Consider the following 26119-nt stretch of genomic DNA (forward strand, 5'->3'; position numbering starts at 1 on the left):
TGTGGCGGCATCCCAGACTGCTCCGCCGACCCGGGTTCGCTCAACAGAATTACAGCGTGGCCGTCACCACCCTGCCCGTGCGAGCGGTCGCCACGTCCGGCCCCCACGTCGCCGTGAGCATGTAGAGGACGCCGTCGCCGACGGCGCACGCGAAGCAGCCCTGGTCCAACTCGACGACCCGGTCGACGTTGCCCGCGGGGTCGACGCGCACGCAGCGGCGCGCGGGCACGTCGCCGTACCAGATCCGGTGCTCCTGAAAACAGATCCCGTCGGGTGCGGCGTCCTCCAGCACGGCCCACGGCCTGCGGTTGACGAGGTCGCCGCCGGGCGCGATGTCGAAGGCGGTGAGGCGCGAGGCGTACGACTCGGCGACGACCAGCGTGCCGCCGTCCGGGCTGATCGCCATGCCGTTGGGGAACGCGACCCCGTCGGCGACCTGCCGGGCGGTGCCGTCCGGGGCGACGAGCGCCACGACACCGGGCGCGAACTCGCCGCCCGGGAAGTCGAAGCCGATGCTGTTGACGTAGGCGTTGCCGAGCGCGTCAACCACGATCTCGTTCCACGGCGCGGCGGCGATCCCGCTCAGGTCGGCGACGGTCGTCAGTTCGCCGCCGGCCTCCTGGCGCAGGAGCCGCCGGCCGCTGCCGTCGACGACGAGCAGGCGCCCGTCGGGCAGCCAGTCGAAGCAGCACGGGAACGCGTCGATCCGCAGCATGACCTCGGACGATCCGTCGGGCCCCACGGCGAGGATCTCCCCGGCGCCCCAGTTGGCCAGCCAGAGCCGCCCGTCGTGCCAGCGCGGGGACTCGCCGATCTGCAATCCGGTCAGGAGTATGTCAGTCATGCCGGTACGTAGTCGCCGGCGACGGGTTCTCGACATCCCCGTCGAGGAGATTCCGAACATTTTCGAGCGGGGCCGCCCGGCCCGCCCGGTCCCGCCCCGGCCCCGCCCCGCCCGGCACCCGCCGGCACCGCCGTGCGGGCCTCCGCGGTCGTGCCGGCCGGCCGCGTGCTCGTCCGGCATTCGACGGGCCCGGTCGGCGACCATCCGTGCGGGAGTTTCGGGTGCGAGCACCGGAGGGGTTAGGGTGACCGTGGAGGCGTGCGGGCGGCTGGTGCCCCTCCCGGTCTTCAACACCGAGGTGGTCCGGAATCCGGGCCAGGCGGGTTCGATTCCCGTCCGTCTCCGCCATCCCCGATGCCGCGCGGACCGGGGTTCGGTCACCGTTCACGATCGCGGTCTGTCCTGACCCGCACGATCGAGACAGCCGGGGTGTACGCGCCCGGCCACCTGGGCGAGCTGACCCAGACCGAGTCAAGCCCTCACCGCGTTCCTCCCCGCCCGACTCCATGATCATGGGAAAGACCTGGCTATCGGGGCAGCCACATCCTTCCCATGATCTGGCGGCGGGCGGCATGGCGGGTCCCTTGACACAACCGCCGAACGCGACGGCGTTGATCGTGCTGCTCCAGCGAAACAACACTTCGCGATCATGGAGCCGGACGCTCGGTGGCTCGCGACTCCCGCAACCCGCGGGAACAGCGACCGGCGGCGGCCCGCCGCCGCTGCTAGCGTTACGTTCGGCGGCCGGGCGGGCCCGAGTAAAGGAGCCGCCGGGGTGACCGGGAAAGGTGGGCCGGGCTTGGATCCGCGACGCGCGGTGCCGCGCACCGACACGGTGCTCGCCGACCCGCGGCTCAAGGACGTCGACCGTGCGCGGGCCAAGGCCGCCGTCCGGGTCCAGTTGGAGCGGGTCCGCCGCGGTGAGCTGCCGCCGCAGGACGTGGTCCCGGCCGCGCTCGACGCGCTTCACCGGGCCGGGATGCGGCCCGTCCTCAACGCCACCGGCGTCGTGCTCCACACCAACCTCGGCCGGGCGGCGCTCTCCCCCGCGGCCGTGGAGGCGGTCGTCGCCGCCGCCGGGCACACCGACGTCGAGCTCGACCTCGACTCCGGTCGCCGGGCCGGGCGCGGCCGCGCCGCGCTCGACGCGCTCAAGGCGGCCGTCGCGCCGGCACAGGCCGTCCACCTGCTGAACAACGGTGCGGCCGCGCTCGTCCTCGTGGCGACCGGGCTCGCCGCCGGCAAGGAGATCGTGGTCAGCCGGGGTGAACTCGTCGAGATCGGCGACGGCTTCCGCCTGCCCGACCTGCTGGAGTCTACCGGAGCGCGACTCCGGGAGGTGGGCACCACCAACCGAACGTCACTGGCCGACTACCGCGCCGCGCTCGGCCCGCGGACAGGCTTCATCCTGAAGGTGCACCCGTCCAACTTCTACCAGCGCGGCTTCGTCTCGTCGGTGCCGGTCCGGCAGCTCACCCGGCTCGACGCGCCCGTCGTCGTGGACATCGGATCGGGACTGCTGGCCGCCGACCCGCTGCTGCCCGACGAGCCGGACGCCGCGACGGTACTGCGGGAAGGCGCCGCCCTGGTCACCGCCAGCGGCGACAAGCTGCTCGGCGGCCCGCAGGCCGGCCTGCTGCTCGGCCGCGCGGATCTGGTCGACACGCTGCGCCGCCATCCGCTCGCGCGGGCCCTGCGGGTCGACAAGCTCACGCTCGCCGCGTTCGAGGCGACGCTGCGCGGGCCGACCCCCACCTGGCAGGCACTGCACGCGCCGGTCGACGCGCTGCGCGGCCGGGTCGAGCGGATCGCCCAGGCCGTCGGCGGGGAGGTCGCCGACACGGTGGCCGTCGTCGGTGGCGGCGGCGCGCCCGAGGTCGAGCTGCCGTCGGTGGCGGTGGCCCTGCCCGAGGACCTGGCCAGGCCGCTGCGGCTCGGCGACCCGGCGGTCGTCGGCCGGGTCGAGCACGGGCGGCTGCTGCTCGACCTGCGCTGCGTCCCCGAGGACCAGGACAAGGCCCTGACCGCGGCCGTCGTACGGGCCGCCGGGCGCTGACATGTGGGTCGTCGCCACCGCCGGCCACGTCGACCACGGCAAGTCGACGCTGGTCCGCGCGCTGACCGGGATGGAGCCGGACCGGTGGGCCGAGGAGCGCCGGCGCGGCATGACGATCGATCTCGGCTTCGCGTGGACGACGCTGCCGTCCGGGTCGACGGTGGCGTTCGTCGACGTGCCGGGCCATGAGCGGTTCGTGCCCAACATGCTGGCGGGTGTGGGGCCGGTACCGGCGGCGATGCTCGTCGTCGCCGCCGACGAGGGCTGGATGCCGCAGTCCGCGGAGCACCTCGCGGCCCTCGACGCGCTCGACGTCCGCCACGCCGTGCTCGTGGTGACCCGCTCGGATCTGGCCGACCCGAGGCCGGCGACGGCGCAGGCGCTCGACCGGCTCGCGACGACGGCCCTGGGCTCGGCGGTCGAGGCGGTCGCCGTCAGCGGCGCCACCGGAGCCGGCCTCGACGAGCTGCGGGCCGCGCTGGACCGGCTCGGGGCCGCGCTGCCGCCGCCCGATCACGACGCGCCCGTGCGCCTCTGGGTCGACCGGAGCTTCACCGTCCGCGGTAGCGGCACCGTGGTCACCGGGACGCTCGGCGCCGGGCGGCTCGCGGCCGGCGCCGAGCTGGAGCTCGCCGGCAGCGGCCGGACCGTCCGCATCCGTGCCCTGCAGTCCCTGGGTGCCCCGGTGTCCGCGGTCGGCGCCGTCGCCCGCGTCGCGGTGAACCTGCGCGGCCTCGACCGGGACGCCGTCGGGCGGGGCGACGCGCTGGTGACGCCGGGCCGGTTCGTGGTCACCGGCCTCGTCGACGTGCGCGTGGACGGCGACCCGGTCGCGGAGCTGCCCGCCGAGGTCGTCCTGCACGTCGGCTCGGCGGCGGTCCCGGCCCGGGTCCGGCCGCTCGGCACCGACACCGCGCGGCTGCGGCTGGCCAGGCCGGTGCCGCTGCACGTCGGCGACCGCGCGCTGCTACGCGACCCGGGGCGGCACCGGGTGCCCGGCGGGGTCACCGTGCTCGACGTCGTGCCGCCCGAGCTGCGCCGCCGGGGCGCGGCCGCGGCGCGGGCCGCCGAACTGTCCGAGCTGGACGGACGGCCCGACGCCGCCGGCGAGCTGCGGCGCCGCCGGCTGGTCCGGGCGCTGGAGCTGGCCCGGATGGGGGTGCCGGCGGACGGCGTCCCGGCCGTCGCCGGGGACTGGCTCGCCGACCCGGAGCACTGGGCCGCGCTGCGCGCCCGGCTGGGGTCCGAGGTGGACCGGTACGCCGTCGCGCACCCCGTCGACCCCGACGTGCCCGTCGACGCCATGCGGCAGCGGCTCGGCCTGCCCGACCGCGCACTCGTCGAGGCGCTCGTGGCGCCGCCGCTGACCGTCCGCGACGGGCGGATCGGCAGCGGCCGCGCCCTGCCGGAGCGGCTGCGCACGGCGGTCGACGCCGTCCGTGCGGATCTGCGCCGGGAGCCGTTCGCCGCGCCCGACGCCCGGCGCCTCGCCGAGCTCGGGCTCGGGCCGAAGGAGGTCGGCGCGGCGGTGAAGGCCCGCCTGTTGCTGCGCGTCGCCGACGGGGTCGTGCTGCTGCCGGACGCCGCCGACGCCGCCGTCCGGACGCTGCGCGCCCTCCCGCAGCCGTTCACCCTGTCGGAGGCCCGGCAGGTGCTGCGCACGACGCGGCGCGTCGCGGTGCCGCTGCTGGAGTTCCTGGGGCGCCGCGGCGCGACCAGACAGCTCGCGGACGGACGGCACACGACAGGTCCCTGACCGCGCGGGCCTTGGACAGCCCGTCCTCACCCGCGAACGGATCGCGGCGAGCGCGACGAGTCGGGCGACGCTCCCGTGACGAAGTCTCGGATCTGGTCGGCGACGGCATCCGGTGACCGGGTGCCGTCGACGACCAGGTCGGCGAGCTGCCGCCCGGGCGCGACGAACCGGGCGTGGCCGTCGCGGCCGTGCTCCAGATACCCCCGGAGGACCGGGCGGGGATCGGGCTGGTGCAGTGCCCGCCGTGCGAGGCTGATGTCCAGCGGCGTGTCGACGTAGACGGTGTACCGCGCGGCCCAGCGGATCGGCGGCAGCGCCAGGGCGAAGACCCCTTCGATGATGACGAACCCGGCGTCGTCGAGGTCGTCGAGCCGGTCTTGCAGCGCGGGCAGGTCCACCCCGTGCTGGTCGGCGCAACCGCCGTCGTCGAGCCCGACGACCGCCGCGGCGAGCAGCCCCGCGGTCGCCGTGGCGATGCTGGTCTTCCCGGCGCCGGCCGGGCCGGCGATGGCCAGGACGGGCGCGACGGCGCGCATCATGATCCCAGACCTTACCCCTCCCCCACGTATGCCGGTTGCCCGCCCACGAACGCGGCACGGATGACCGCGGCACGGTCGCGGCGCACGGGGGCGGCCTCCTCAGCGGCCGAGCGGGACGACGACCGTGGCCTCGTGCGCGCGCAGCACCTTGCCCAGCGCGTTGGCCACGGTAGCCGCCTCGGCCTTCGTCATGCGGCTCGTGAAGTGCCGCTCGATCGCGGCGAGATAGGTCGGCGCGGCCGCTCTCAGCCGCGCCCGCCCGGCCGGGGTCAGCTTCGCGAACGCCGAACGCCGAACGCCGATCGGCGGGATTTGGCGTCCGCTCCGCCAGCCCGGCCTTCACCAGCTTCCGCCCCAACCTCGCCACCCCGGACGCCGACGAGCGCCGCGACCGCGCCCTGGCCGAGGTCACCGACGTCGCGAAGACCTTCTGAGCCGCGACCGACGACGCAAACTTCCCTATCGGTATCTCAACAGGGTAACTTACGGAGTGATGAGGGATGAGATGTACTCCGTTGAGCAGGTCGCCGACCGGCTCGGGCTGCACGTGCGAACCGTGCGGCGGTATGTGCGCGGCGGCAAGCTCCGGGCCGTGCGGATCGGCAAGCAGTACCGGATCTCGGCCGCCGACCTCGATGCGCTCGTCGGGCGGCCCGATCCGGCGGCCGGACGGCGCACCGGGGGCGGCGCGGTCGAGGTGTCGAGCATCGTGCAGATCGACGGCGTCGACCGGGCCGCGGCGGACCGGCTCGGGACGCTCGTCCTGGCGAATGTCAACGGCACCGGCGATCCGGACCGCCCGCTGCGCGTCCAGACCGTCCACGACGACGAACGAGACCGCATGAAGATCGTGATCCTGGGCGGCGCCGCCGCCACCGCCGACGTGCTGCGGCTGGTCGAGGCCGTGCTCGATGGCGACAGCGGTCTGCTGACCGCGGGGGAGGCCGGCCGTGGCTGACGAGGTGCGGGAGCGCGCCGGGGTGACGGTGCTGGTGTGCGACCCGGACGGGCCGGTCATCGCCACCGAACAGGACGCCCTCGACCTGATCGGAGCGGCCTTCGCCGGTGCCGAGGTCGTCGCCGTGCCCGCGAGCCGGCTGGACGGGCGGTTCTTCTCGCCGGGCACCCGCTTCGCCGGCGAGGTCATGCAGAAGTTCGTCAACTACCGGCTGCGCCTGGCCGTCGTCGGCGACATCACCGGGCACCTCGCGGCCAGCCCGGCCCTGCGCGCGCTGGTCGAGGAGTCGAACCGGGCCGACCACGTGTGGTTCGTGCCGGACCTCGACACGCTCGACACACGCCTGCGGGCTGCGGCATAAAGGACGGATGACCGATCTACGAGTGCTGAGCGGTGCCGGGGACGCACCGGCCGTACTGCTGCTACACGGCCTCGGGGCGACGGCCGACGTGTGGGAAGGTGTGGCCCGCGAGCTGGACGGCGTCGCCTGGGTCGCCCCGGATCTGCCCGGGCACGGCGGTTCGCGGCCGCTCGGGCGGTATACGTTCGCCGGCGTCGCCGAGGCCGTCGCCGACCTGGTCGACGAGCGCGGCACCGTCGTCGTCGGGCACTCGTTCGGAGGCGTCGTCGGGCTGCACCTCGCCGGCCGGCCCGGGGTCCGCGCGGTCATCGGGGTGGGCATCAAGGTCGCGTGGACCGGCGAGGAGCTCGGCCGGGCCGCCGCGCTCGCCGAGCGGGCACCGTCCGCGTTCGCCACCCGTGCCGAGGCGGTCCGGCGTCATCTGCGCGTCGCCGGCCTCGACGGGCTCGTCGACCCGGCGGATCCGGCCCTCGACGCGGCCGTGGTGCGGGACGGCGACGGCTGGCGGATCGCGCTCGACCAGCGGGCGTTCGCCGTCGGCGAGCCGGGTGTGGCGGGGCTGCTCGCGGCCGCGCCGGTGCCGGTGGTGCTGGCCCGCGGCGAGCACGACACGATGGTGACGCGGGAGCAGCTCGCCGCGCTCGTGCCCGATCCCGTGGACCTGCCCGGCCTCGGGCACAACGCGCACGTCGAGGCCCCGGCCGCGCTGGTGGCCGGCATCCCCGCGCTGCGCGCGCTCCGCGCGTGACCCGGGGCGCCGGCCCGGCGCCGGGCCGTGCGCGGCCTACAGCACGACCCGGAACGTCGAGCCGACACCCGGTGTGCTCGACGCGTCGATCGTGCCGTCGTGGTCGAGCACGATCTGCCGGGCGATCGTCAGCCCGAGGCCGCTGCCGCCGGTGGCGCGGTCCCGGGCCGGATCGGCGCGCCAGAACCGCTGGAAGACGAACGGCAGGTCCGCCGGCTCGATGCCGCAGCCGGTGTCCTCGACCTCGACCACCGGCCGGCCTTCCGCCGGGAATGCCCGCAGGACCACCGCGCCGCCCGCGTCGGTGTACCGCAGCGCGTTGGTCACCAGGTTGCCGAGCACCTGCCGGAGCCGGTCCTGGTCGCCGTGCACCGGCAGCGGCCCGGCGACCTCCGCCGTCAACCGCACGCCGGCCGCCTCGGCGACCGCCAGGTGCGCGATCCGTGCCGCCTCGACGAGGTCACCAAGATCAAAAACAACTCTGCGGTACGTGAGGTGCCCGGACTCGGCCAGCGTGAGGTCCTGCAGGTCGTCGAGGATTCGGCGTTGGAGCTGCGCCTCGTCGTGCAGCGACGTGAACAGCTCCCGCGACGGCGGCAGCACCCCGTCCTGCAGCGCCTCGAGGTAGCCGAGCAGGTTCGACAGCGGCGTGCGCAGCTCGTGGGCGACGCTCGCGACGAGCCGCCGCTGCGCTGCCTCCGCGGCCTCGAGTGCCTGGGCCATCCGGTTGAACGACGCCGATAGCTGCCCCAGCTCACCGCTGCCGACCGGTGGCACGCGCGTGTCGAGGTGGCCGTCGGCGAGCCGCCGCGACGCGGCCGTCAGCGACCGGACGGGCCGGCTCACGTTGCGGGCGATGAGGGCGGTGCCGATGAGCGCGAGGACGAGGATGCCGCCGGCGGCGATGACCGTCGGCCGTCCGACCAGCGTCGCCGCGTCGTCGTCGACGGCGCCGAGGAAGAGCTGCAGCGGCTCGGGCGAAAACGTGGCGACCCGGTCGCCGAACGTCTTGACGAGGCAGATCCGCGGCACCTGCTCACTCCGGCACGCCGCCGTCGCGGTGACGTCCCCGGCCCGGTCCCAGTCGGCCTGCTCGGTCATCTGCCGCTGGCACTCGGGGTGGTCCATGACGTTGTCGGCCGCGAACGGCACGCCGTACCAGTCCTCGGTCAGCGCCGGCGGCTCGCGGAACTGCTCCACGAGGCAGCGGGCGAAAAGCTGCGTCCGGCGGTACCGGTCGATGGCGGTCTGCGTGAACATCTCCGCCTTCGTCGAGGCCGGGTTCTGGGTCCGTTCTCCCGGCCACGACTGGGCCCCGGCGAGGTCGTCGGGAATCCTGAGGGTCGGCCGCGGGTCGATGAGGGTCGGCGGGCTGACGACCGGCCGGGCCGCGCGATGGGCGAGGTGGTCGGTGTCGACGGTCACCAGCCCGTACAGGTTGACGAGCCGGATCCGCTGGTGGTTCTCGTCCGACAGGCGCTGGACCCGCTCGGACACGCCCCGCCAGGTGCCGTGTCGGCGGGCGTACGCGCGCACGGTCTCCGCCGTGTCGACCACGTGCTTGGTCGCGGCGGCCTGCGAATCGGTGATCTGCCGGGCCGCGAGCCCGAACGTCAGCCAGGCGGTCGCGCCGATCGCGGCGACCGCCACGAGCAGCACGAGGACGAAGACCCGAACCCGGAAGCTCACGGCTGCTCCGCGAGGCGGTATCCGCGGCCGTAGACCGTCTGCACGTACCGCGGCTCCATGGGCTCCGACTCGATCTTGCGCCGCAGGTTCACCACGTGCGCGTCGACGGTGCGCTCCGACACGTCCCGCTCGAAGCCGAACACCCGGTTGATGATCTCACCGCGGGTAAAGACCCGGCCGGGCTCGCCGGCGAGGAGCTCCAGGATGCCGAACTCCTTCGCGGTGAGCACCACGGAGGTCGCCCCCACCCGGACCTCGAAGCGTCCCGCGTCGACGACCAGGTCGCCGACCTGCAGCACCCGTAGGTGCCCCGGGCTGCCGATGCCCGAGCGGCGCAGCAGCGCCCGCACCCGGGCGGCCAGCTCGCGCGGGCTCACCGGCTTGGTCATGTAGTCGTCGGCGCCCAGGTCGAGCCCGAGCAGCAGGTCCTCCTCGGTGGACCGGGCGGTCACCAGCAGGATCGCCACGTTGGACTCGGCCCGGATGATCCGGCACACGTCGAGCCCGTCGACCAGTGGCATCATCACGTCGAGCACCAGCAGGTCCGGGCGGCGGGACCGGCTCTGCTCCAGGGCCGCCCGCCCGTTGTTGACGGTCAGGACGCTGTGCCCGTCCCGCTCGAGGTACAGCCGGATCAACTCGGCCTGCTTCGGATCGTCTTCGGCGACCAGGATGCGTGCGCTCATCACGGCCATTGTCCCGCGCCGATTGTGAAGATTCTGCGAAAGCGGCGTCGGGTTTCGATCCCTCGTGTGCCGGGCCACCGGTTCTTCATCAGTTCCCAACCACCGGATTCCTACGGTGCCGGGCATGTGTGGACTCCTGGTGTTCGTGAGCGCGAACGGTACGGTCGAGGTCCCGGGCCTGACCGAGGCGCTGGATCGGCTGCGGCACCGCGGCCCCGACGAGACCGGCGTGGCGCTCGAGGCCGGTGTGGCGTTCGGGTTCAAACGACTGGCGATCGTGGACCGCGCGCACAGCCGGCAGCCGGCGCGCTTCGGCGACTGGACCGTCGTCTTCAACGGCGAGATCTACAACTTCCAGCAGTTGCGCGCCGAGTTGACGCGCACGCACGGCGCGGAGTTCGCGACGGAGGGTGAGGCGGAGGTCATCGCCGCGGCGTTCCACCACTGGGGCCCGTCGGCGGTGCGCCGCCTGCGGGGCATGTTCGCGATCGTCGCGTGGGACCGGGAGAGCGGCACGCTGCACGCGATGCGCGACCCGTTCGGGATCAAGCCGTTGTACCTCATGCGCACCCCCGAGGGGCTGTTCCTGGCCAGCGAGAAGAAGGCCCTGACGCCGTTCACCGGCGGCGCGGCGGTCGACCCGGTGGCGCTGTCGCACTACCTGACGCTGCAGTACGTGCCGGAGCCCGCGACCCTGCACCCGGCCGTGCGCAGGCTCCCCGCCGGGCACACGCTGACGTACCGGCCGGGCGGGGAACCGGCGATCGAGCGGTACTTCCGGCACTCGCTGCGCCCGGCGGCAACGCCCGCGGATCAGGCGGTCGCCGCGATCCGTGCCGCGCTGCGCGACAGTGTGCACGCCCACCTCCAGGCGGAGGTGCCGGTGGGCGCGTTCCTGTCCAGCGGCGTCGACTCCACCGCCGTCGTCGCGCTGGCGCGCGAGTGGCATCCGGGCATCCGCACGTACACCGTGGGCTTCGACGACGAACGGTACTCGGAGATCGAGGCGGCGTCGGAGACCGCGGCGGCGCTCGGCGTCGACCTCACCGCGACGATCGTCCGCGACGAGGACGTGATCGCCGGGCTGCCCGCCATCGCCTGGCACCTCGACGACCCGGTCGCCGACCCCGCGGTCGTCCCGTTGTACTTCCTCGCGCGGACCGCGGCGCGGGACGTGACCGTCGTACTGTCGGGCGAGGGCGCCGACGAACTCTTCGCCGGCTACGAGATCTACCGCGAGCCGGGCGCCCTCGCCGGGGTGGCGAAGCTGCCCGACCCGTTGCGGCGCGGCCTGCGCGCCCTGTCGTCGGCGCTGCCGGAGGGCGTGCGCGGCAAGAGCTTCCTCGACCGGGCCACGACCCCGATCGACGTGCGCTACTACGGCAACGCCCGCATCTTCGGCAGCGCCGAGAAGGCCCTCCTGATGCGCGGCCCGGCGGACCCGCACACGACGGTGACCGCCCCGCTGTACGCCGAGGCAGCCGATCTCGACGACGTGGCCACGATGCAGTACGTTGACCTGCACACGTGGCTGCCGGGCGACATCCTGACAAAGGCCGACCGGATGACGATGGCGCACTCGCTGGAGTTGCGGGTGCCGTTCCTGGACCGGGCCGTCTACGCTGCGGCGGCGGCGTTGCCGACGGGGTTGAAGCTGGGCAGGATGACGAAGCTGGCGCTGCGGGAGGCGGTGCGCGGCATCGTCCCGGACCCGGTGGTCGAGCGCCGCAAACTGGGCTTCCCCACACCGACCCGGGTCTGGCTGCGCGGCGCGATCGGCGAGTGGGCCGCCGAGGTCATCGCGGCCTCGGACGTCGACCACCTCATCGACGTCTCCTACGTCCAGCGGCTGCTGTCCGCCCACCGCCGCGGCGCGGTCGACCATTCGCGCAAGGTGTGGACGGTGCTGATGTTCTGCCTGTGGTACGGCCAGCAGCACACCACCCCACCGCTGCACGCCGTGCGGGCGACCGCCCGCTGATGCTGTCACCACCGGGTCGGCGACTCGCACCCCAGGGCTCGGCCGCCGGATCGGGCGACCCCATGATCATGGGAAAGACGTGGCTGCCCCGACAGCCAGATCTTTCCCATGATCATGAGGTCGGGCGGTATCGAGGCGGATTGCGGCGGCTGCTGTCCGAAGCCACCACCGACGTGCTGGCGGTCCGGCCCGAGGAGGCCGCGCACGGACCGTGAGTGCCGCGCGGAGCGGTGAGCAGGTGCGGTAGCGTATCGCGCGTGTCGTCCTGAACACGTCCGGTGAGGATTGCTCCAGTGCCGTCGCGCCGATCCGTTCCCGTTCCGCTGGCCGTCGCCGCCGTCTCGGTGACCGCTGTCGTCGCGCTGGGAAGCTCGGGCGTGCTCAGCCCTTGGTGGTCGACGCTGGTCGACGACACGGGCCAGCTCCTCGCCGGGGCCGCGGCCACGCTCGCCTGCTGGCTGACCGCCCGCCGGCACACCGGCGCCCAACGGCGCTGGCGGCTCTGGATGGGCGCGGGCGCCTTCGGCTGGCTGATCGGCCAGTTCATCTGGTCGTGGTATCAGTTGTTCCGCGACGACGCGCTGCCGTCGCCGTCACTCGCCGACGCCGGCTATCTCGTGCTGCCGGTGTTCGCGCTGCCCGCGATCGTCGCGCTCGCCGCCGACCGGCTTCCGCACGGCGGACCGCGCCGCCGCCCCGGCCAACTGGTCATGGTGCTCGACGGGCTGGTCGTCGTCGGTGCCCTGTTCGTGCTCACCTGGTCGACCAGCCTCGGCTCGGTGGTCCGCGCCGGCGCCACCTCCCCGTTCGCGTACACGGTCGCGATCGCCTACCCCGTCACCGACCTGCTGCTCACCGTCATCGTCATCCTGCTGATCGCCGGGTCCGCGTCGGCGGCAAACCGGTGGCAGCTCTTCGTGCTCGGCATCGGCCTGTTCTGCCTGTCGTTCTCCGACAGCGTCTTCGCGTATCTGGTGTCCAAGGGCGCGGACAGCATGCCGCCGCTCTTCAACGCCGGCTTCGTCGCCGGGCAGGCACTCGTCGCCGTCGCCGCGCTCACCCCTGCCGACGAGCACGAGCCGGGCCGGCCCGGACCGCACGCCCGCTGGGGGCACCTGATGCTGCCGTACGTGCCGGTCGCCGGCACCGGAGTGCTCCTCATCGTGCAGCTCGTCCGCGGCATCCCGATGGACAGCGTCGAGATCGTCGTCGAGACGGCGGTCATCTCGCTGCTCATCATCCGCCAGGCGGTGACCCTCGTGGAGAACGCCGTCCTGCTCGACCGACTCTCCGACAGTCAGGCGCGGCTGGAGCACCAGGCGTTCCACGACGCCCTCACCGGCCTGTCCAATCGGGTGCTGTTCCGTGACCGGCTCGACCACGCGCTCACCCTGCACCACCGCGACGGCCGGCCGCTCGCCGTGCTGTTCTGCGATCTCGACGACTTCAAGGCGGTCAACGACCGGTTCGGCCACCACGCCGGCGACCGGCTGCTGCGCCAGGTCGCCGGCCGCCTGCGATCGTCGGTGCGCGACGGCGACACCGTCGCCCGGGTCGGCGGCGACGAGTTCGCCGTCCTGCTGGAGGGCAGCGACAACCCGACCCGGCCCGCCGAGCGGATCATGACGGCGCTGCTGCGGCCGTTCGACCTCGGCGGCACGACCATCGTCGTGGGCGCCAGCATCGGACTGGTCGAGGCCGGCGAGCACGGCTCCGTCCAGACCGCCGACGCCCTGCTGCGCCGCGCCGACGCCGCCATGTACGCGGGGAAGCGGCAGGGCAAGGGGACGCTCGTGCGGTACCGCGTGGATCTCCCCGACGGCACGGGCAGCTCCGACCTGGCCGAACTGCTGGCCTCCTCGCTGCACGACGGACACGGGCTCGACGTCCACTACCAGCCGATCGTGCGGCTCGCCGACGGCACGGTCGTCGCCGTCGAGGCGCTCGCCCGGTGGACCCACCCGATCCTCGGCCCAGTGTCGGCAGACGTGTTCATCGCGACGGCGGAGGAGATCGGCCTGATCCGGCTCGTCGACGACTTCGTGCTCGACCGTGCCTGCCACGACGCCGCCGCCTTCCGCGGGCCGTGGGCCGGCATTGCCGTGCACGTCAACACCTCCGCCGCGCGGCTGGGCCGGCCGGAGCACGAGGAGACGGTCCGCGCCGCGGTCCTGCGCCACGGCCTGCAACCGCACCGGCTGCTGCTCGAGCTGACCGAGACCGCGCCGCTGCCCGACCTCGGCGCCGCCGCGGGCGCGGTGCGCCGGCTGGGCCGGTTCGGCGTGCGGTTCGCGCTGGACGACTTCGGCACCGGTTACAACGCGCTGGCCCAGCTTCACGCGATGCCGGTCGACGAGGTGAAGCTGGACCGCTCGTTCACCGCGGCCGGCGGCGGGCGCAGCGAGGCGATCTGCCGGTCGATCGTGCAGATCTGCACCGGCCTAGGCGTGACGGTGGTCGCCGAGGGCATCGAGACGGACCAGCAGGCGGTGACGATGGCGGCGCTCGGCTGCCGGTACGGCCAGGGGCACCGCTACGGCCGCTCCGGCCCGCTCGGGGAGGTGGCACCCACCGGCGCGCTGACCGTCGCGGCCGGGGCCGAGGACACGGCGCTGGCCGACCCGGTCGCCTGACGGCCACCGGCGGCTGGCCGCTTCGACCGCCTGGCTGCCGCCCGCCGGATGACCGACCGGTTCGAGCACGTCGATGCGTGTCGCGGCGGGTCCTGACCGTCAGCGGGATCGGCGTGCCGGGGCCTCGCGGGTGCGGCGCGGTTTGGCCGGGGCGGGCATGCGGCGGCGGGACGGCCACTCGACCGTCAGGGTCGCGCCGATGGGAAGGGCGCGCCAGCGCTCCTCCGCGGCGTGCAGCGCCGCCACCGCCGTGCGGAGCTGCTCCAGGGTCAGGCGCGGCGCCTGGCCCACCGGCTCCTGTGCCGCGAAGCGGGGCAGGTCGGCGTCGGGCAGGGCTGCGACGCGCTCGACGAAACCGCCGATCAGCTCGGCGCGCTGGAGCAGGTCGCGGTGCTCGCGGAGCAGCGTGGCGGAGCGCTCGCCCGCGTGCGGCGGCCCGACACGTGGGTCATGCTCCGGAAGACCACCCCGCTGGCGATCGCGCCCCAGATGCCGTCCGTCATGCCGAGGGCGTCCTCGACCGTGTAGTGCACCAGGTCGTGCGGCAGGTCCGCGGTCACCGGGCCCGCGTGCATCCGGTAGGTCACGCCGTCGTCGCGCTCGATCAGCACGTCGGCCCACTCGTGGTCCGCCAGCCGGTAGAAGGTCGCCCGCACCATCCCACCATGACCGGTACGGGCAGCCGCCTCAACCGAATTTCAGCACCGCGAAACGTCCGCGGCGGAGCACGACCGGTTGTCCGCCCGGTGCTGGTAGGTTCGCCGGTGTGGAGCAGCGCGTCAGCATCGTCACGCTCGGGGTCGCCGACCTGCACCAGGCGCGGACCTTCTACGAGCGGCTCGGCTGGCGCGGCCAGGAGGTCGAGGAGACCGTCTTCTTCCAGGCCGGCAGGATGGCGCTGGTGTTGTGGGGGCGCGGCAAGCTCGCCGCCGACTCCGGCATCGAGGACCACGGCACCGACGGCTTCGGCGGGATGGCCCTGGCGCACAACGTCCGATCCCGGGCCGAGGTCGACGAGGTGCTGAGCGCGGCGGCCGAGGCCGGGGCGACGATCACCCGGGCGGCGGGCGAGACGTTCTACGGCGGATATGCGGGCTGCTTCACCGACCCGGACGGTCACGTCTGGGAGATCGCCCACAACCCCGGGTTCCCGCTCGGCCCCGACAGCGCCCTCACGATCCCCGGCTTCGGCTGAGTTCACGGCCCGCGGCGCAGCCCGGGGCGTCGGCCACGTCACATCGGCGGGGCGGGCACATGCGGTAGTATGCCCTCGTGATTCTGGACTATCAGCGCTTTACCGTGGCTCCGGGTGGAGCCGGCGGTCGTTTGCGCTGACCAACGTCACCCGGAGCCAGCAAGGGCAGAGACCTCGGTCTCTGCCCTTCGTCGTGTCAACGCGGCGGGCTGGTCGACCGATGAGCCCGCCGCCACCTGGAGAAGGACGGGCAATGAACACCAGCAACCTGCGGGTCACCGGCTACCGGCCCCTGCTCACGCCGCGCGAGCTCGACGCCGAGTTGCCGATGGACGACACACGCGCCGACGTGGTGCGCCGATCACGTGACGAGGTGCACCGGATTGTCACCGGGCAGGACGACCGGCTCCTCGTGGTGGTCGGGCCGTGTTCGGTCCACGATCCCGTGGCCGCCGTCGACTACGCCCGCCGGCTCGCCGTCGCCGCCCGGGAACACCGCGCCGACCTGTGTGTCGTGATGCGGGTGTACTTCGAGAAGCCGCGCACCACCGTCGGCTGGAAGGGCCTCATCAACGACCCGGGGCTGGACGAGACGTTCGACGTGCCGACCGGGCTGCGGCTCGCCCGGCGGCTGCTGCTCGACGTTCTCGGGCTGGGCCTGCCGGTGGGCTGCGAGTTCCTGGAGCCGACGAGCCCGCAGTACATCGCCGACGCCGTCTCCTGGGGCGCCATCGGCGCGCGCACGCCGGAGAGCCAGGTGCACCGGCAGCTCGCGTCCGGGCTGTCGATGCCGGTCGGGTTCAAGAACGGCACCGACGGCGACGTCCAGGTCGCGATCGACGGCTGCCGCACCGCCGCCAGCCGGCATGTGTTCTTCGGCGTCGACGAGGACGGCCGCGCCGCGGTGGTGTCGACGACGGGCAACCCGGACTGCCACATCATCCTGCGCGGCGCCCGTTCGGGCCCGAACTACGGCCCTTCGGACCTCCGGGACGCGCTGGCCCGCCTGGAGAAGGCCGCGATGCCGCAGCGGCTGATCGTCGACGCGAGCCACGGCAACAGCGGCAAGGACCACGTCCGGCAAGCGGCCGTCACGCGGGAGGTCGCCGAGCAGATCGCCGACGGGCAGGACGGCATCGCCGGCATCATGCTGGAGAGCTTCCTGGAGGCGGGCCGGCAGGACCTCGGCGGCCCGCTCACCTACGGCCAGAGCGTCACCGACGCCTGCATGTCCTGGGGCACGACGGAGACGCTGCTCGGCGAGCTGGCCGCGGCGGTGCGGGCGCGGCGCTAGCGCGTCAGGAGCTCCCGACGGGCGCGGGCCGCGCGAGCGGCCCATCGCCCGTCGTGCTCGTGGACGGTGATGGGGTGGCCGAACGCGGTGGAGACGTTCGCCGTCGTCAGGGTCGACCGGACCGGTCCCGCGGCCACGACCCGGCCCTCCGCCAGCAGCAGCGCGTGGGTGGTCGTGGCGGGCAGTTCCTCGAGATGGTGGGTGACCAGGATCGAGGTGGTGCCGGGATGGGTCTCGTCGAGCAGGTCGATGGTCTCGAGGAGCTGTTCCCGTGCGGCGACGTCCAGGCCGGTGGACGGTTCGTCCAGCAGCAGGAGCCGCGGGTCGTTGACGAGCGCCCGGGCGATGAGCGCACGGCCCCGCTCCCCCTGGGAGAGGGTCGGCCAGCGCTCCTCGCCCTTCCCCCGCAGCCCCAGGGTGTCGATGAGCGCGTCGGCCTTGCCGAGCTGGTCGGGCCGGGCCCGCCAGCGCGGCGGCGTGTCGACGGTGCCCGTGACGCCGGTCAGGACCACTTCGCGGACCGTCAACGGCGACCGCAGCGGATGCCGCGGGTTGACGTGGCCGATCATGCGGCGGAGTGCCTGGAGCTCGACGCGGCCGAGTTGCTCGCCCAGGACTCGCACGGTGCCCGACGTGGGGTGCGTGACGGCGCCGCAGAAGCCGAGGACGGTGCTCTTGCCCGCACCGTTGGGGCCGAGTAGCGCCCAGTGCTCGCCGGCGCCGACGGCGAACGAGATCCCGTGGAGAATCTCCTTGTCGCCACGGCGGAAGGTCACGTCCTGGAGTTCCAGCACCGTCACGGGGGCGGAGCCTACAGCCGCGCTCCCGCAAGGTGCCCACCGCGACGACGCTGTCCCGGATGCCGGATCACAGGCAGCCCGGTCCGAGCGGCCGTTCGAGCGCCACGACGAATGCGCGCTTCACGCGGCGCCCGCCCATGTTCTCCTCGCGACGCCATGCGGCACTCCGGTCACCGGCCCGTCGGGGCTGCTCCGCCGGTCCCGCGCCGGTCCGTTGCGGAGTCCTTGCGGTCCCCTTGCCTGACGGCACGGCCCCCGACGACGGCGGCGTCCCCCGTGCCCCCTCCGCCGCCGTCCCCCGTCGTCGGCCCGTGACCTCAGACTGCCTGCCGCGCATCGGGTCGCACATCAGGGAAACTCCCCCACGGGATGATCTCAGGGTCTCAGCTCGCCGGCTCTCGACGGCCGCTGCTGCGGCAGGCGGAACCCCACGACAATCAGCCAGGCCAGCCCGGCGAAACGGGCGATCGGCAGCAGATAGGCCGCGGCGTCGACGAGCAGGCTCAACGTCGCCACCTCGGCGATCGCCGCGATGACCAGACCCGCCCAGGCGAGCCAGCGCGGCAACAGCCTCGCGAGCAGACCGGGCACGGCGACCCCGGCGACCAGCAGACCCAGTGGCACCACGTGGCCGGGACCGCCCGCCGCGAAGTTGAGGTATTGCAGGCCACGCACGAGTGCCGGTTCGTCGAGCACCTCCGCCCGCGACATCACCCAGCCGAGCAGACCGGAGAGCGCCAGGAACCCGGACGAGAGCAGGCCGCCGGCGAGCGCGATGGTCGCACCAGGTGCTCGGACGCCGAGCTGATGCAGGCGCGCGGAGACCGTCGCGGCGTAGATGGCCAGCGGAATCGCGGCGGCGAACTGCAACGCTCCCCCGACCCGCACCGCGGTGGCGTGGTCGCGGAAATACTCCAGGATGTCGGGCGTGGCGCCGAACGGCGACGGATACGGCTTGCCGCCGCCCAGGATCGTGCCGAGGAACAGGCCACCGAGGAACAGCGCGGTGAACACGACGGCCAGCACGCCGAGCGGCGGTCCTGCCTGCGACCGGCGACGGGTCGTGGCGGCCGCGGCGGTCATGCGATCACCCGCCCGCCGGTCAGATCGAGCGTCGCTCCGGTGATCCAGGACGCCGAGCCCGACGCGAGGAACAGCACGGCCTCGGCGACGTCCTCGGGCCGGCCGATGCGCCCCAACGGGAAGCGGCCGGCGAGGTCGGCGAGCTGCTCGGGAGTCATGAACCGCTGCATGCGGTCGTTGAGGACGGCGGACGGGGCCAGGCAGTTGACCCGGACACCGTGGTGGCCGACCTCGCTGGCGAGGTGCCGGGTGAACATGACGACGCCGGCCTTCGCCGCCGCATAGGCGGCACTCGCGCGGCTGGGCTGTCTGCCGGCGGCCGACGCCATGGTGACGATGCTGCCGCTGCGGCGCTCGATCATGCCGGGCAACACCTCCCGCACGGCGAGGAACACCGACGTGAGGTCGGACTCCAGCGTCGCCCGCCAGCGGTCGGCGTCGAGCTCCTGGGTGGGCACCGGCTGGCCCTGCCCGCCGGCGAACGGGGCGAGGACGTCGACCGGCCCGAAGGCGGCCTCGACATCCCGGCGAATCCGCGCGACGACGTCCGCGACGGTCGCGTCGCCGGGCGCGGCCATCGCCTGACCGCCCTCGGCGATGATGCCGTCGACGACGGCGGCGAGGGCGGCCTCGTCCCGGCCGTTGACGGCGACCTTGACACCGTTGGCCGCCAAGGCGCGGCAGGTTTCCGCGCCGATCCCGCGTGAGGCACCGGTGACGAGCGCGACCTTGCCGGCCAGGTCCGGATGGTGGGTGAAGCGCATCCGCGCACTCCCTTCTGCTCGGAGAATAGTTCAGTCCGGTGAATCGTTCATCAGGATGTACCATAGCCACATGACGTCACGTCGGCAAGCCGGCCCGAGAGGTGCGGCGTTCCTGCTGGCCCAGCTCGGCGCGCACGCGACCGAGCGGTTCTCGCAACGGGTGCAGGCACTCGGGCTGACCCCGCCCGACGTGGGCCTGTTGCGCATGATCGCCAGCCGGCCCGGGCGCAGTCAGCAGTCGGTCGCCGTGGACCTCGGGGTCGTGCCGAGCCGGGTCGTCGCACTGGTGGACAACCTCGACCACAAAGGACTCGTCGAGCGCCGGCCGAGCGAAACCGACCGCCGGCACCATGCGCTGCACCTCACCGTCGACGGCGAGCACATGATGACGGAGATGCGGTCGATCGCCGCCGCGCACGACGACGACATCTGCGCCGGGCTCGACCCCGACGAGCGGTCGCAGCTCGCCAGGCTGCTGCAGCGCATCGCCGACCAGCAGGGGCTGACGCCGGGCGTCCATCCCGGCTACCGGCAGATGGGCGGACATCGCAAGAAGCAATCCGACGACGGCGCCGAGGACGACGCGGCCGCCGACGCGGCCCGGACGACCGCGCGCGGCCGGCGACCCGGCACCGGCGCGCAACGAAGATCCGCCGCCGCCGGCCGGTGATCGGCTGTTGCCGGCGGGTCGAAAACCCGACCGCAGACCGCAGCGCGAAGTCCACTACGGTCTACGGGCATGACCGCACCGAAGGACGCCGGAGCCGGACCCACCCCAGCCGACCTCGGTGCCCGGGTCGTGGCCCTCGTCGGGGGCATCGCCGCGCTGCTGGCGCTGGCGTTGCCGTGGGCCAGCGAGGACCACACGATCACGGTGCGGTCCGACGCGTCCCCGGTGACGTACGAGGCGCTGCTCGCCCGTGGTGGTGAGGAGTGGACCGGTTGGGGCATCCACGCCGCCAGCCGGCTCGACGGCCACCGGCCGGTCACCTTGCTGGTCGCGATGGTCGTCTTGACGGGCACGGTCCTCGTGGCCGGGACCGCGTGGGCGACGTTCGAGCGGCCGCGGCGGATCTGGCTCGCGCCGGCGATGGCCGGCATCGCGCTGCTCCTGCTGACCGTGAGCTTCCCCGGCCTCGCCGGCGTGCAGGGGCGCTTCGGGGCCGGCCACATCACGTCGGTCGAGTTCGGCGTGGTGGTGTGGCGCATCTCGCTGGCCGTCGCGGCCGTCGGCGCGATCCGCCTGGCACTGCTCCAGGAGGCCGCGAGACCGGGCCGCCGCACGCATCAGTAGGGCGTCAGGACTGTTCCTTCATCAGTGGGAGGAACCAGTCGCCGCCGGTGTCGATCAGCGCGTACCGCCGCGGCACTCCCCCGCCGTGCAACGTGAAGACCATCCGTTTCGGGGTCCGGTCGCGCCCCTCCCATCACCCGATGTCGGCGATCGACTTGGAGGACAAAGCTGGGCGCACACGACGAGTCTGCCCCGGCGGCGTTGCGCCAGGCGACCATCACGAACGACGGGCCCGTTTCGGGTGTCCGAGCACCGGGGCGCGCCGGTCGGCACGCGTTCCTGCGCAATCCCGCCGCCAGGCCGGGCGACTCCATGATCATGGGAAAGATCCGGCTATCGGGGCAGCCACATCTTTCCCATGATCATGGAGTCACCCGGCACGGAACGCGCCACCCGGGTCCAGCAGCGATCATGAGCGACGGACACCACCCGCACGACTGTGCGGCACCATCCAGTAGCGCAAAACCGGGGTGGCGCCACGGCCGCGCCACAACACCACGCACAGGCGCCACGGCCGCGCCGCAACGCCACTCATGAACACCACGGCCGCGCGGCGCGGCCGGCCGGGCCGATCGATCGGGTCCGCGATAATCCGCAGTCGCGCCGCATGGTGGTCGCTACAGTTGCCCGATGCAGACCCCCATGGGCGGCACGGTCGCCGACGGTTTCGAGCGTGTCGCCGACACGTTTCGCGCGCAGCTCGACAGCGGCGCGGAGACCGGCGCCTCCGTCGCCGCCTATGTGGACGGCCGGCTGGTGGTCGACCTCTGGGGCGGCTGGGCCGACGCCGCGCGGACCCGGCCGTGGGAGCCGGACACGCTGACCACCGTCTTCTCGACGAGCAAACCGATTGCCGCGACGGCGCTGCTGACCAGGGTCGCCGGGGGCGCCATCGCGCTGGACGATCCCGTCGTCCGATACTGGAAAGCGTTCCCCCATCCGGCGGCGACCGTCCGGCACGCGCTCGCGCACCAGGCCGGGCTGCCCGCGGTCGCCGAGCCGCTCACCCCTGCCGAGGCGCTGGACTGGGAACGGTTCACCGCCGCCATCGCCGCCACGCCGCTCGAATGGGAGCCGGGCACCGCCGTCGGCGAGCATGCCCTCACCTACGGGAACATCCTCGGCGCCATCCTCCGCGGCAGCACCGGCGAGACGATCGGCGAGGTCGTGCGGTCCTTCGGGGTCGACGTCCACTTCGGACTGTCCGAGGTGGACCTCCAGCGGTGCGCCGAGGTCGAGCACGGCTCCCCCGACTGGCCCGAGCAGTCCATCCACGGCCACGGCGATCTCTGGGCGCGGGCGCTCGGCAACCCGGCCGGGCTGCTCGACGTCGACGTGCTCAACGGCGCCGCGTGGCGCACCGGTGAGATGCCGGCGGTCAACGGCCACGCCACCGCCCGCGGCCTCGCCGCGCTCTACGCCAGGCTGCCCGAGCTGCTCCCGGCCGACCTGCTGGCCGAGGCGCTGGCCCCGCAGGTCGACGGCCACGACCTGCTGCTGGAGGAGGACGCCGTGTGGACGCTGGGCTGGCGCCGCGACGGCACCTGGGTCGGCATGGGCGGCATCGGCGGCTCCTCCGCGGGCGGCGACGAGCGCACCGGCTACTGGATGGCGTACGTGACCAGGCGGCTCGCCGACCACGACCGCGGCAACGCGCTGTACGACGCCGTCGAGGCCTGCCTGGCCTGAACCGGGACTCCATGCCGCCGGTCACCCGGATCGTCGTGCCGGCCGGCGGGATGCGCGCCACCACGTTCTCCGCCCGGTCCGGGCCGCCGGAGGGTGGTCAGTCGACCGGCGCGGCGGGCGGGGTGCCCTCGCCGAACGGGGAGCCGCCGAGCGCGGCGCGGTCGTGCGGGAGTTGCCAGTCGGACAGGTCCGGGCCCAGCGGCACGATGCCGGACGGGTTGATGTCCTTGTGCACCTCGTAGTAATGCCGCTTGATGTGGTCGAAGTCCACCGTGTCGCCGAAGCCCGGCGTCTGGTAGAGGTCCCGGGCGTAGTCCCACAGGACCGGCATCTCGGTGAGCTTGCGCAGGTTGCACTTGAAGTGGCCGTGGTACACAGCGTCGAAGCGGACCAGGGTGGTGAACAGCCGGACGTCGGCCTCGGTGATCGCGTCTCCCACGAGGTACCGCCGGGTCGACAGGCGCTCGGAGAGCCGGTCGAGGCGGGAGAACAGGCGGCGGAACGCCTCGTCGTAGGCGTCCTGGCCGCCGGCGAAGCCACAGCGGTACACCCCGTTGTTGACGTCCTCGTAGACCACCTCGTTCACCGCGTCGATCTCCTCGCGCAGGTGCTCCGGGTAGAGCCGCGGGGCACCCGGCCGGTGGTACCGTGTCCACTCCGTCGACAGGTCGAGCGTCAGCCTTGCGTAGTCGTTGGTGACGACCTGGCCGGTGGTCGTCTCGACGACGGCGGGGACCGTGATGCCGCGCTCGTAGCCGGGGAAGCGGGCGAAGTACGCCTCCTGCAACCGCTCGATGCCGAGCACCGGGTCACGGCCGCCCGGGTCGAGGTCGAAGGTCCAGCTCCGCTGGTCGTGCGTCGGCCCGCAGACACCCATCGACAGCACGTCCTCCAGGCCGAGCAGCCGCCGCACGATGATCGCGCGGCTGGCCCACGGGCAGGCCCGGCTCACCACCAGCCGGTACCGCCCCGGCTCCACCGGATAGCCGTCCTGCCCGTCGGCGGTGATGCGGGTCGTGATGTACCGCGAGTCCCGCCGGAACTCGCCTGTCGCGCGATAGGAACCCATGTGCCCAATCTTGCCCGACCGGCGAGCCCGAATGGCTGAATGACAGTTCCGTCCGATACGCCCGATTCATCCCGTCGTTTCGATTGCTGAACCCTCGAGAGGCACGGGAGGCATCGTTGAGGCGGTCCGCCGCGTACGCCGCCACGGGGTTGCTCGTAAGGTCCGCGCTGCTCACCGGCAGTGTGCCGCGGTCACTGCCGGCCCCGCCGGCGACACCGGCGCCGCCCGCGGCCGCGGACCCGGCGGGCAGCGCGTTCCTGGTCCGCGACTCGGTGCTCCGGACGGAGTTCGTGAGCGAGCACGCCACGGTCGTCGGCTACGACCCCGGCGCCGACGTCCTGGTCACCCGGACGAAGGACTTCCGCGAGGTCACCGGGGTCGACGGGCGCGACGGCACGCGGCGGTGGCGGCGCGCGCTGAACACCGCCGGCTCATACGCGACGGTGCTCTGGTCGCAACCGGACCTGTCCGCCGGGAGCGTCCTCGTCAACGGCTCGACCGCCGACGGCGGGGTCCTGTTCGCCCTGGCGACCGGCGACGGCGAGGTCCGCTGGCGCACCGGCCTCGCCCCGCGCACCGAGGCGACGGCGGCCGGCTCGGCGGTGCTCCTCACCGTCCCGGGTGCGGCGCGGGCGCGGCTGACGGCGCTCGGCGCGGCGACCGGCACCAGCAGGTGGACCGTCACCCTGCCCGACGGCTGCGAGGTGGCCCGGGTCGCCGGGGACCGGACGACCGTCGCCGTCGAGCTGCGCTGCGGCGACCGGCTCACGCTCCAGGTCCGCGACGCGACCGACGGACGGCTGCGGGCCGAGACCGCGCTGTGGCGGGTCGACCCCGTCGAGCCGCCGGGAGACGGGCCGGGGCTGCTCGTCCGGGACGGCGCGACGATCGTGCGGGACAGCCGCACGTTCCGGCTGTTCGGCCCGGACGGGCGGCTCGTCGCCGACCGGCCGTCCGACGGCTGCACCGGCCTCTGCGACGTGCTCGTCGAGGACGGCGTCGCGGTCGTCGCGCACTCCGGCCGCGCGGAGGACCCCGACGACGGCGCGGTCGAGGCGATCGGCCTGGCCGACGGCACGGTCCGCTGGCGGGCCGCGATCCAGGCGCGGTACCTGCTGCGCCGCGACGGCCGGCTGTTCGCCGTCGGCCCGGCGCCGAGGCCGGTGCCGTTCCTCGTCGTGCACCAGCTCGACGTCACCGGCGGCGCCCGGCCGGGGTCCGCGACCGAACTGCCGGGCCCGGCACTGCTCGCGACCTCCGCCGGCCGGCTGCTGATCGAGTCGGGCGGCCGACCGGCCTGGCACCACCCGGTCACGCGGGCGGACGGCCCGCCGGCGTTCCTCGGCGCGGCGGACTGGCCGGACGCCTGCGCGACACTCACCGACGCCGACCTGGCGACACTGCGGGTCCCCACCGGCCGCGACGACCGGAGTTCCGGCGACGCCGGCACGACCCGGGCCGACGTCACCGTGCCGACCGGGCCCGCCCGTGCCGAGTGCCACTTCTCCGCGCCCCAGGGACCGGCGGTCACCGTCTCGATCCTCTGGGCGGCCGACGACGACCTGAGCGCCCGCCGCCGGTTCACCGCGATCGCCGGCGACCGGCGGCCGGTGGACGTGCCGGGCGCCGACGCCGCCGTCCGGACCGAGCGGTCCGGCCGCGGCACGACGGTGACGACGATCGTCATGCGGATCGGCCGGCGGATCGTCTCGGTCGAGACGACCGGCGCGCCGGCCACCGCCCGGACGGTGGCCCGGCTGGTGGCGAGGGGCACCCGATGACCGCCCGCCGCAGGGCCTGGACCGCCGCTGCGGTCACGGCCGCCGCGATCGCGGTCGTGGCCGGGTTGCTCGCCGCCGGCCACCGCGGCACCGCGGGCACCCGGCGCAGCGCACCGCCCCGGCCCGGCGCCACGGCGACGGCCGGACCGGCGCTCACCGCCGAGGCCGTCGTGGACTACAGCACCGAGAGCGTCAACGGGTTCGCGCTGCACGACCCGCTCACCGGCGGCCCGGACGCCTCGGTGCTGCGTACCGGCCTGCGGACCACCGCCGACTGGCCCGCGTTCCTGGACCGGGCCGGGGGCGCGGCGCGGGACCGGCTCACCGTCACGCTCGTGTTCACCGGCGATGCCGAGCCGGCGGTGCGGATCACCGGCGTCCGCGTCCGCCTGGAGCGGACCGCCGAGGTCCTGGCCGGCACCGCGATCGTCCCCGCCGCCGCGGCTCCGGCCACGGTACGGGTGACCTGCGACCTCGACGACGAAGCGCCGGCCCTCACCGACGGCACCGGCGCCGACTACTTCGCGACGCGGCGCCTCGAACTGCGCCGCGGTGAGCGGAGCACCGTCACCGTCGGGTTCACGGCACGCGGGGCGACGTACGCCTGGACGCTGCTGGTCGACCACGTCGACGGCGCGGGCACGGCCCGTACCGCCGAGATCCCCGGATTCCGGTTGACCGGCAGCGCACCGAAATACGCCGCCACCTATGTGGACAACGCGCCGGCGCGCGGGTTCAGCCTGGCTCGTCGTCGATGAGGCCGTCGTGGCGCGTCGGCCACGGGAGGGGCCGCGTGTCACCTGCGGGTGGCACGGTCACCCGGACGGTGCCGCGACCGTGGCCGGCGGCCGAATTCGGACTTGGTAGGTCCGGGGCGGTATTTCCACCCCGGCACGCGG

At 74.0% G+C, this 26119-nt stretch carries 24 protein-coding genes and 1 tRNA gene; 15 read left to right on the forward strand and 10 right to left on the reverse strand.

Annotation, left to right across the window (positions count from 1 at the left end; all coding sequences use genetic code 11):
• Positions 1-49 precede the first annotated feature (49 nt).
• Entirely contained in the window at positions 50-844 is a 795-nt protein-coding gene (locus Drose_RS22655) for an SMP-30/gluconolactonase/LRE family protein (RefSeq protein WP_260723303.1), read from the reverse strand.
• Between the two features lie 252 nt (positions 845-1096).
• On the opposite strand from Drose_RS22655, the gene Drose_RS22660 reads away from it, so the two are divergent.
• From Drose_RS22660 to selB, 3 genes are all read left to right on the forward strand, one after another.
• A tRNA-Sec gene (locus Drose_RS22660) sits at positions 1097-1192 on the forward strand.
• A 451-nt stretch (positions 1193-1643) separates the two neighbouring features.
• Entirely contained in the window at positions 1644-2900 is a 1257-nt protein-coding gene (gene selA, locus Drose_RS22665; protein WP_260723304.1) for an L-seryl-tRNA(Sec) selenium transferase, read from the forward strand.
• A gap of 1 nt (position 2901) precedes the next feature.
• A complete protein-coding gene (gene selB, locus Drose_RS22670) occupies positions 2902-4656 on the forward strand; it encodes a selenocysteine-specific translation elongation factor (RefSeq protein WP_260723305.1) in 1755 nt (584 codons plus the stop codon).
• A 26-nt stretch (positions 4657-4682) separates the two neighbouring features.
• Here the strand turns inward: selB and Drose_RS22675 are convergent, their stop codons facing one another.
• On the reverse strand, positions 4683-5195 hold the full coding sequence (locus Drose_RS22675) for a hypothetical protein (protein ID WP_260723306.1): 513 nt from the start codon (positions 5193-5195) through the stop codon (positions 4683-4685).
• Positions 5196-5688: 493 nt separating this feature from the next.
• Here Drose_RS22675 and Drose_RS22680 point away from each other — a divergent pair, with 493 nt between their 5' ends.
• The 3 genes from Drose_RS22680 to Drose_RS22690 are packed head-to-tail and all read left to right on the forward strand — an operon-like array spanning position 5689 to position 7262.
• Positions 5689-6153: a helix-turn-helix domain-containing protein gene (locus tag Drose_RS22680; RefSeq protein WP_260723307.1), complete on the forward strand. Its 465-nt coding sequence runs from the start codon at positions 5689-5691 to the stop codon at positions 6151-6153.
• On the forward strand, positions 6146-6514 hold the full coding sequence (locus Drose_RS22685; RefSeq protein WP_260723308.1) for a DUF4180 domain-containing protein: 369 nt from the start codon (positions 6146-6148) through the stop codon (positions 6512-6514). The genes Drose_RS22680 and Drose_RS22685 overlap by 8 nt, the downstream gene beginning before the upstream one ends.
• A 7-nt stretch (positions 6515-6521) precedes the next feature.
• Positions 6522-7262 (forward strand): alpha/beta fold hydrolase, encoded by a 741-nt coding sequence (locus Drose_RS22690; protein WP_260723309.1) that lies wholly within the window; start codon positions 6522-6524, stop codon positions 7260-7262.
• A gap of 36 nt (positions 7263-7298) precedes the next feature.
• Here the strand turns inward: Drose_RS22690 and Drose_RS22695 are convergent, their stop codons facing one another.
• Together Drose_RS22695 and Drose_RS22700 are read right to left on the reverse strand one after the other, a co-directional pair.
• The gene (locus Drose_RS22695; RefSeq protein ID WP_260723310.1) at positions 7299-8951 is read right to left on the reverse strand and encodes a HAMP domain-containing sensor histidine kinase; all 1653 of its coding nucleotides are present in this window, start codon (positions 8949-8951) and stop codon (positions 7299-7301) included.
• Complete coding sequence (locus tag Drose_RS22700; protein WP_260723311.1) at positions 8948-9646, reverse strand: response regulator transcription factor; 699 nt, start codon at positions 9644-9646, stop codon at positions 8948-8950. Before Drose_RS22700 ends, Drose_RS22695 begins: the two co-directional genes overlap by 4 nt.
• Positions 9647-9761: 115 nt before the next feature.
• Here Drose_RS22700 and asnB point away from each other — a divergent pair, with 115 nt between their 5' ends.
• Both asnB and Drose_RS22710 read left to right on the forward strand, forming a co-directional pair.
• Positions 9762-11618 carry an asparagine synthase (glutamine-hydrolyzing) gene (gene asnB / locus Drose_RS22705; protein WP_260723312.1) on the forward strand — a complete coding sequence of 619 codons (1857 nt, stop codon included), beginning with the start codon at positions 9762-9764 and terminating at the stop codon, positions 11616-11618.
• A gap of 293 nt (positions 11619-11911) precedes the next feature.
• Entirely contained in the window at positions 11912-14251 is a 2340-nt protein-coding gene (locus Drose_RS22710) for a putative bifunctional diguanylate cyclase/phosphodiesterase (RefSeq protein WP_260723313.1), read from the forward strand.
• A gap of 99 nt (positions 14252-14350) precedes the next feature.
• Here Drose_RS22710 and Drose_RS22715 read toward each other — a convergent pair whose 3' ends face one another.
• Together Drose_RS22715 and Drose_RS22720 are read right to left on the reverse strand one after the other, a co-directional pair.
• Positions 14351-14542, reverse strand: coding sequence for a hypothetical protein (locus Drose_RS22715; protein WP_260723314.1), 192 nt, complete (start codon positions 14540-14542; stop codon positions 14351-14353).
• A 71-nt stretch (positions 14543-14613) separates the two neighbouring features.
• The gene (locus Drose_RS22720; RefSeq protein WP_260723315.1) at positions 14614-14910 is read right to left on the reverse strand and encodes a hypothetical protein; all 297 of its coding nucleotides are present in this window, start codon (positions 14908-14910) and stop codon (positions 14614-14616) included.
• A gap of 107 nt (positions 14911-15017) precedes the next feature.
• Between Drose_RS22720 and Drose_RS22725 the strand changes: the two genes are divergently transcribed.
• On the forward strand, positions 15018-15446 hold the full coding sequence (locus tag Drose_RS22725; RefSeq protein WP_260723316.1) for a VOC family protein: 429 nt from the start codon (positions 15018-15020) through the stop codon (positions 15444-15446).
• A gap of 253 nt (positions 15447-15699) precedes the next feature.
• Complete coding sequence (locus Drose_RS22730) at positions 15700-16740, forward strand: 3-deoxy-7-phosphoheptulonate synthase (protein WP_260723317.1); 1041 nt, start codon at positions 15700-15702, stop codon at positions 16738-16740.
• Here Drose_RS22730 and Drose_RS22735 read toward each other — a convergent pair.
• From Drose_RS22735 to Drose_RS22745, 3 genes are all read right to left on the reverse strand, one after another.
• Positions 16737-17540 (reverse strand): ABC transporter ATP-binding protein, encoded by an 804-nt coding sequence (locus Drose_RS22735; RefSeq protein WP_260723318.1) that lies wholly within the window; start codon positions 17538-17540, stop codon positions 16737-16739. The two genes, Drose_RS22730 and Drose_RS22735, sit on opposite strands and share 4 nt — an antisense overlap.
• Positions 17541-17915: 375 nt before the next feature.
• Complete coding sequence (locus Drose_RS22740) at positions 17916-18623, reverse strand: hypothetical protein (protein ID WP_260723319.1); 708 nt, start codon at positions 18621-18623, stop codon at positions 17916-17918.
• Positions 18620-19387: an SDR family NAD(P)-dependent oxidoreductase gene (locus Drose_RS22745; RefSeq protein WP_260723320.1), complete on the reverse strand. Its 768-nt coding sequence runs from the start codon at positions 19385-19387 to the stop codon at positions 18620-18622. Before Drose_RS22745 ends, Drose_RS22740 begins: the two co-directional genes overlap by 4 nt.
• 70 nt (positions 19388-19457) lie before the next feature.
• On the opposite strand from Drose_RS22745, the gene Drose_RS22750 reads away from it, so the two are divergent.
• The 3 genes from Drose_RS22750 to Drose_RS22760 all read left to right on the forward strand — a co-directional run bounded on the left by Drose_RS22750 (position 19458) and on the right by Drose_RS22760 (position 22370).
• Positions 19458-20057 (forward strand): MarR family winged helix-turn-helix transcriptional regulator, encoded by a 600-nt coding sequence (locus Drose_RS22750; protein WP_260723321.1) that lies wholly within the window; start codon positions 19458-19460, stop codon positions 20055-20057.
• 69 nt (positions 20058-20126) lie between these two features.
• On the forward strand, positions 20127-20681 hold the full coding sequence (locus Drose_RS22755) for a hypothetical protein (protein WP_260723322.1): 555 nt from the start codon (positions 20127-20129) through the stop codon (positions 20679-20681).
• A gap of 630 nt (positions 20682-21311) precedes the next feature.
• The gene (locus tag Drose_RS22760; RefSeq protein WP_260723323.1) at positions 21312-22370 is read left to right on the forward strand and encodes a serine hydrolase domain-containing protein; all 1059 of its coding nucleotides are present in this window, start codon (positions 21312-21314) and stop codon (positions 22368-22370) included.
• Between the two features lie 97 nt (positions 22371-22467).
• Here Drose_RS22760 and Drose_RS22765 read toward each other — a convergent pair whose 3' ends face one another.
• Positions 22468-23439, reverse strand: a complete 972-nt coding sequence (locus tag Drose_RS22765) for a glutathione S-transferase family protein (RefSeq protein WP_260723324.1) — start codon at positions 23437-23439, stop codon at positions 22468-22470.
• A gap of 116 nt (positions 23440-23555) precedes the next feature.
• On the opposite strand from Drose_RS22765, the gene Drose_RS22770 reads away from it, so the two are divergent.
• Together Drose_RS22770 and Drose_RS22775 are read left to right on the forward strand one after the other, a co-directional pair.
• Entirely contained in the window at positions 23556-25220 is a 1665-nt protein-coding gene (locus tag Drose_RS22770; protein ID WP_260723325.1) for a PQQ-like beta-propeller repeat protein, read from the forward strand.
• Positions 25217-25978: a hypothetical protein gene (locus Drose_RS22775; protein ID WP_260723326.1), complete on the forward strand. Its 762-nt coding sequence runs from the start codon at positions 25217-25219 to the stop codon at positions 25976-25978. The genes Drose_RS22770 and Drose_RS22775 overlap by 4 nt, the downstream gene beginning before the upstream one ends.
• Positions 25979-26119: the final 141 nt, after the last annotated feature.

Origin of the sequence: Dactylosporangium roseum (assembly GCF_025264685.1) — a bacterium.
GTDB classification, from domain to species: domain Bacteria; phylum Actinomycetota; class Actinomycetes; order Mycobacteriales; family Micromonosporaceae; genus Dactylosporangium; species Dactylosporangium roseum.

What these genes read in the sequence shown, in the direction of transcription:
- Drose_RS22680 (WP_260723307.1), top strand. Translation starts at nt 5,689, where the DNA reads ATGAGGGATGAGATGTACTCCGTTGAGCAGGTCGCCGACCGGCTCGGG.
- Drose_RS22745 (WP_260723320.1), bottom strand. Translation starts at nt 19,387, where the DNA reads ATGCGCTTCACCCACCATCCGGACCTGGCCGGCAAGGTCGCGCTCGTC.
- asnB (WP_260723312.1), top strand. Translation starts at nt 9,762, where the DNA reads ATGTGTGGACTCCTGGTGTTCGTGAGCGCGAACGGTACGGTCGAGGTC.
- Drose_RS22765 (WP_260723324.1), bottom strand. Translation starts at nt 23,439, where the DNA reads ATGGGTTCCTATCGCGCGACAGGCGAGTTCCGGCGGGACTCGCGGTAC.
- Drose_RS22775 (WP_260723326.1), top strand. Translation starts at nt 25,217, where the DNA reads ATGACCGCCCGCCGCAGGGCCTGGACCGCCGCTGCGGTCACGGCCGCC.
- Drose_RS22690 (WP_260723309.1), top strand. Translation starts at nt 6,522, where the DNA reads ATGACCGATCTACGAGTGCTGAGCGGTGCCGGGGACGCACCGGCCGTA.
- Drose_RS22700 (WP_260723311.1), bottom strand. Translation starts at nt 9,646, where the DNA reads ATGGCCGTGATGAGCGCACGCATCCTGGTCGCCGAAGACGATCCGAAG.
- Drose_RS22740 (WP_260723319.1), bottom strand. Translation starts at nt 18,623, where the DNA reads ATGACCGCCGCGGCCGCCACGACCCGTCGCCGGTCGCAGGCAGGACCG.
- Drose_RS22750 (WP_260723321.1), top strand. Translation starts at nt 19,458, where the DNA reads ATGACGTCACGTCGGCAAGCCGGCCCGAGAGGTGCGGCGTTCCTGCTG.
- selB (WP_260723305.1), top strand. Translation starts at nt 2,902, where the DNA reads ATGTGGGTCGTCGCCACCGCCGGCCACGTCGACCACGGCAAGTCGACG.
- Drose_RS22655 (WP_260723303.1), bottom strand. Translation starts at nt 844, where the DNA reads ATGACTGACATACTCCTGACCGGATTGCAGATCGGCGAGTCCCCGCGC.
- Drose_RS22675 (WP_260723306.1), bottom strand. Translation starts at nt 5,195, where the DNA reads ATGATGCGCGCCGTCGCGCCCGTCCTGGCCATCGCCGGCCCGGCCGGC.
- Drose_RS22760 (WP_260723323.1), top strand. Translation starts at nt 21,312, where the DNA reads ATGCAGACCCCCATGGGCGGCACGGTCGCCGACGGTTTCGAGCGTGTC.
- Drose_RS22730 (WP_260723317.1), top strand. Translation starts at nt 15,700, where the DNA reads ATGAACACCAGCAACCTGCGGGTCACCGGCTACCGGCCCCTGCTCACG.
- Drose_RS22720 (WP_260723315.1), bottom strand. Translation starts at nt 14,910, where the DNA reads ATGGTGCGGGCGACCTTCTACCGGCTGGCGGACCACGAGTGGGCCGAC.
- Drose_RS22755 (WP_260723322.1), top strand. Translation starts at nt 20,127, where the DNA reads ATGACCGCACCGAAGGACGCCGGAGCCGGACCCACCCCAGCCGACCTC.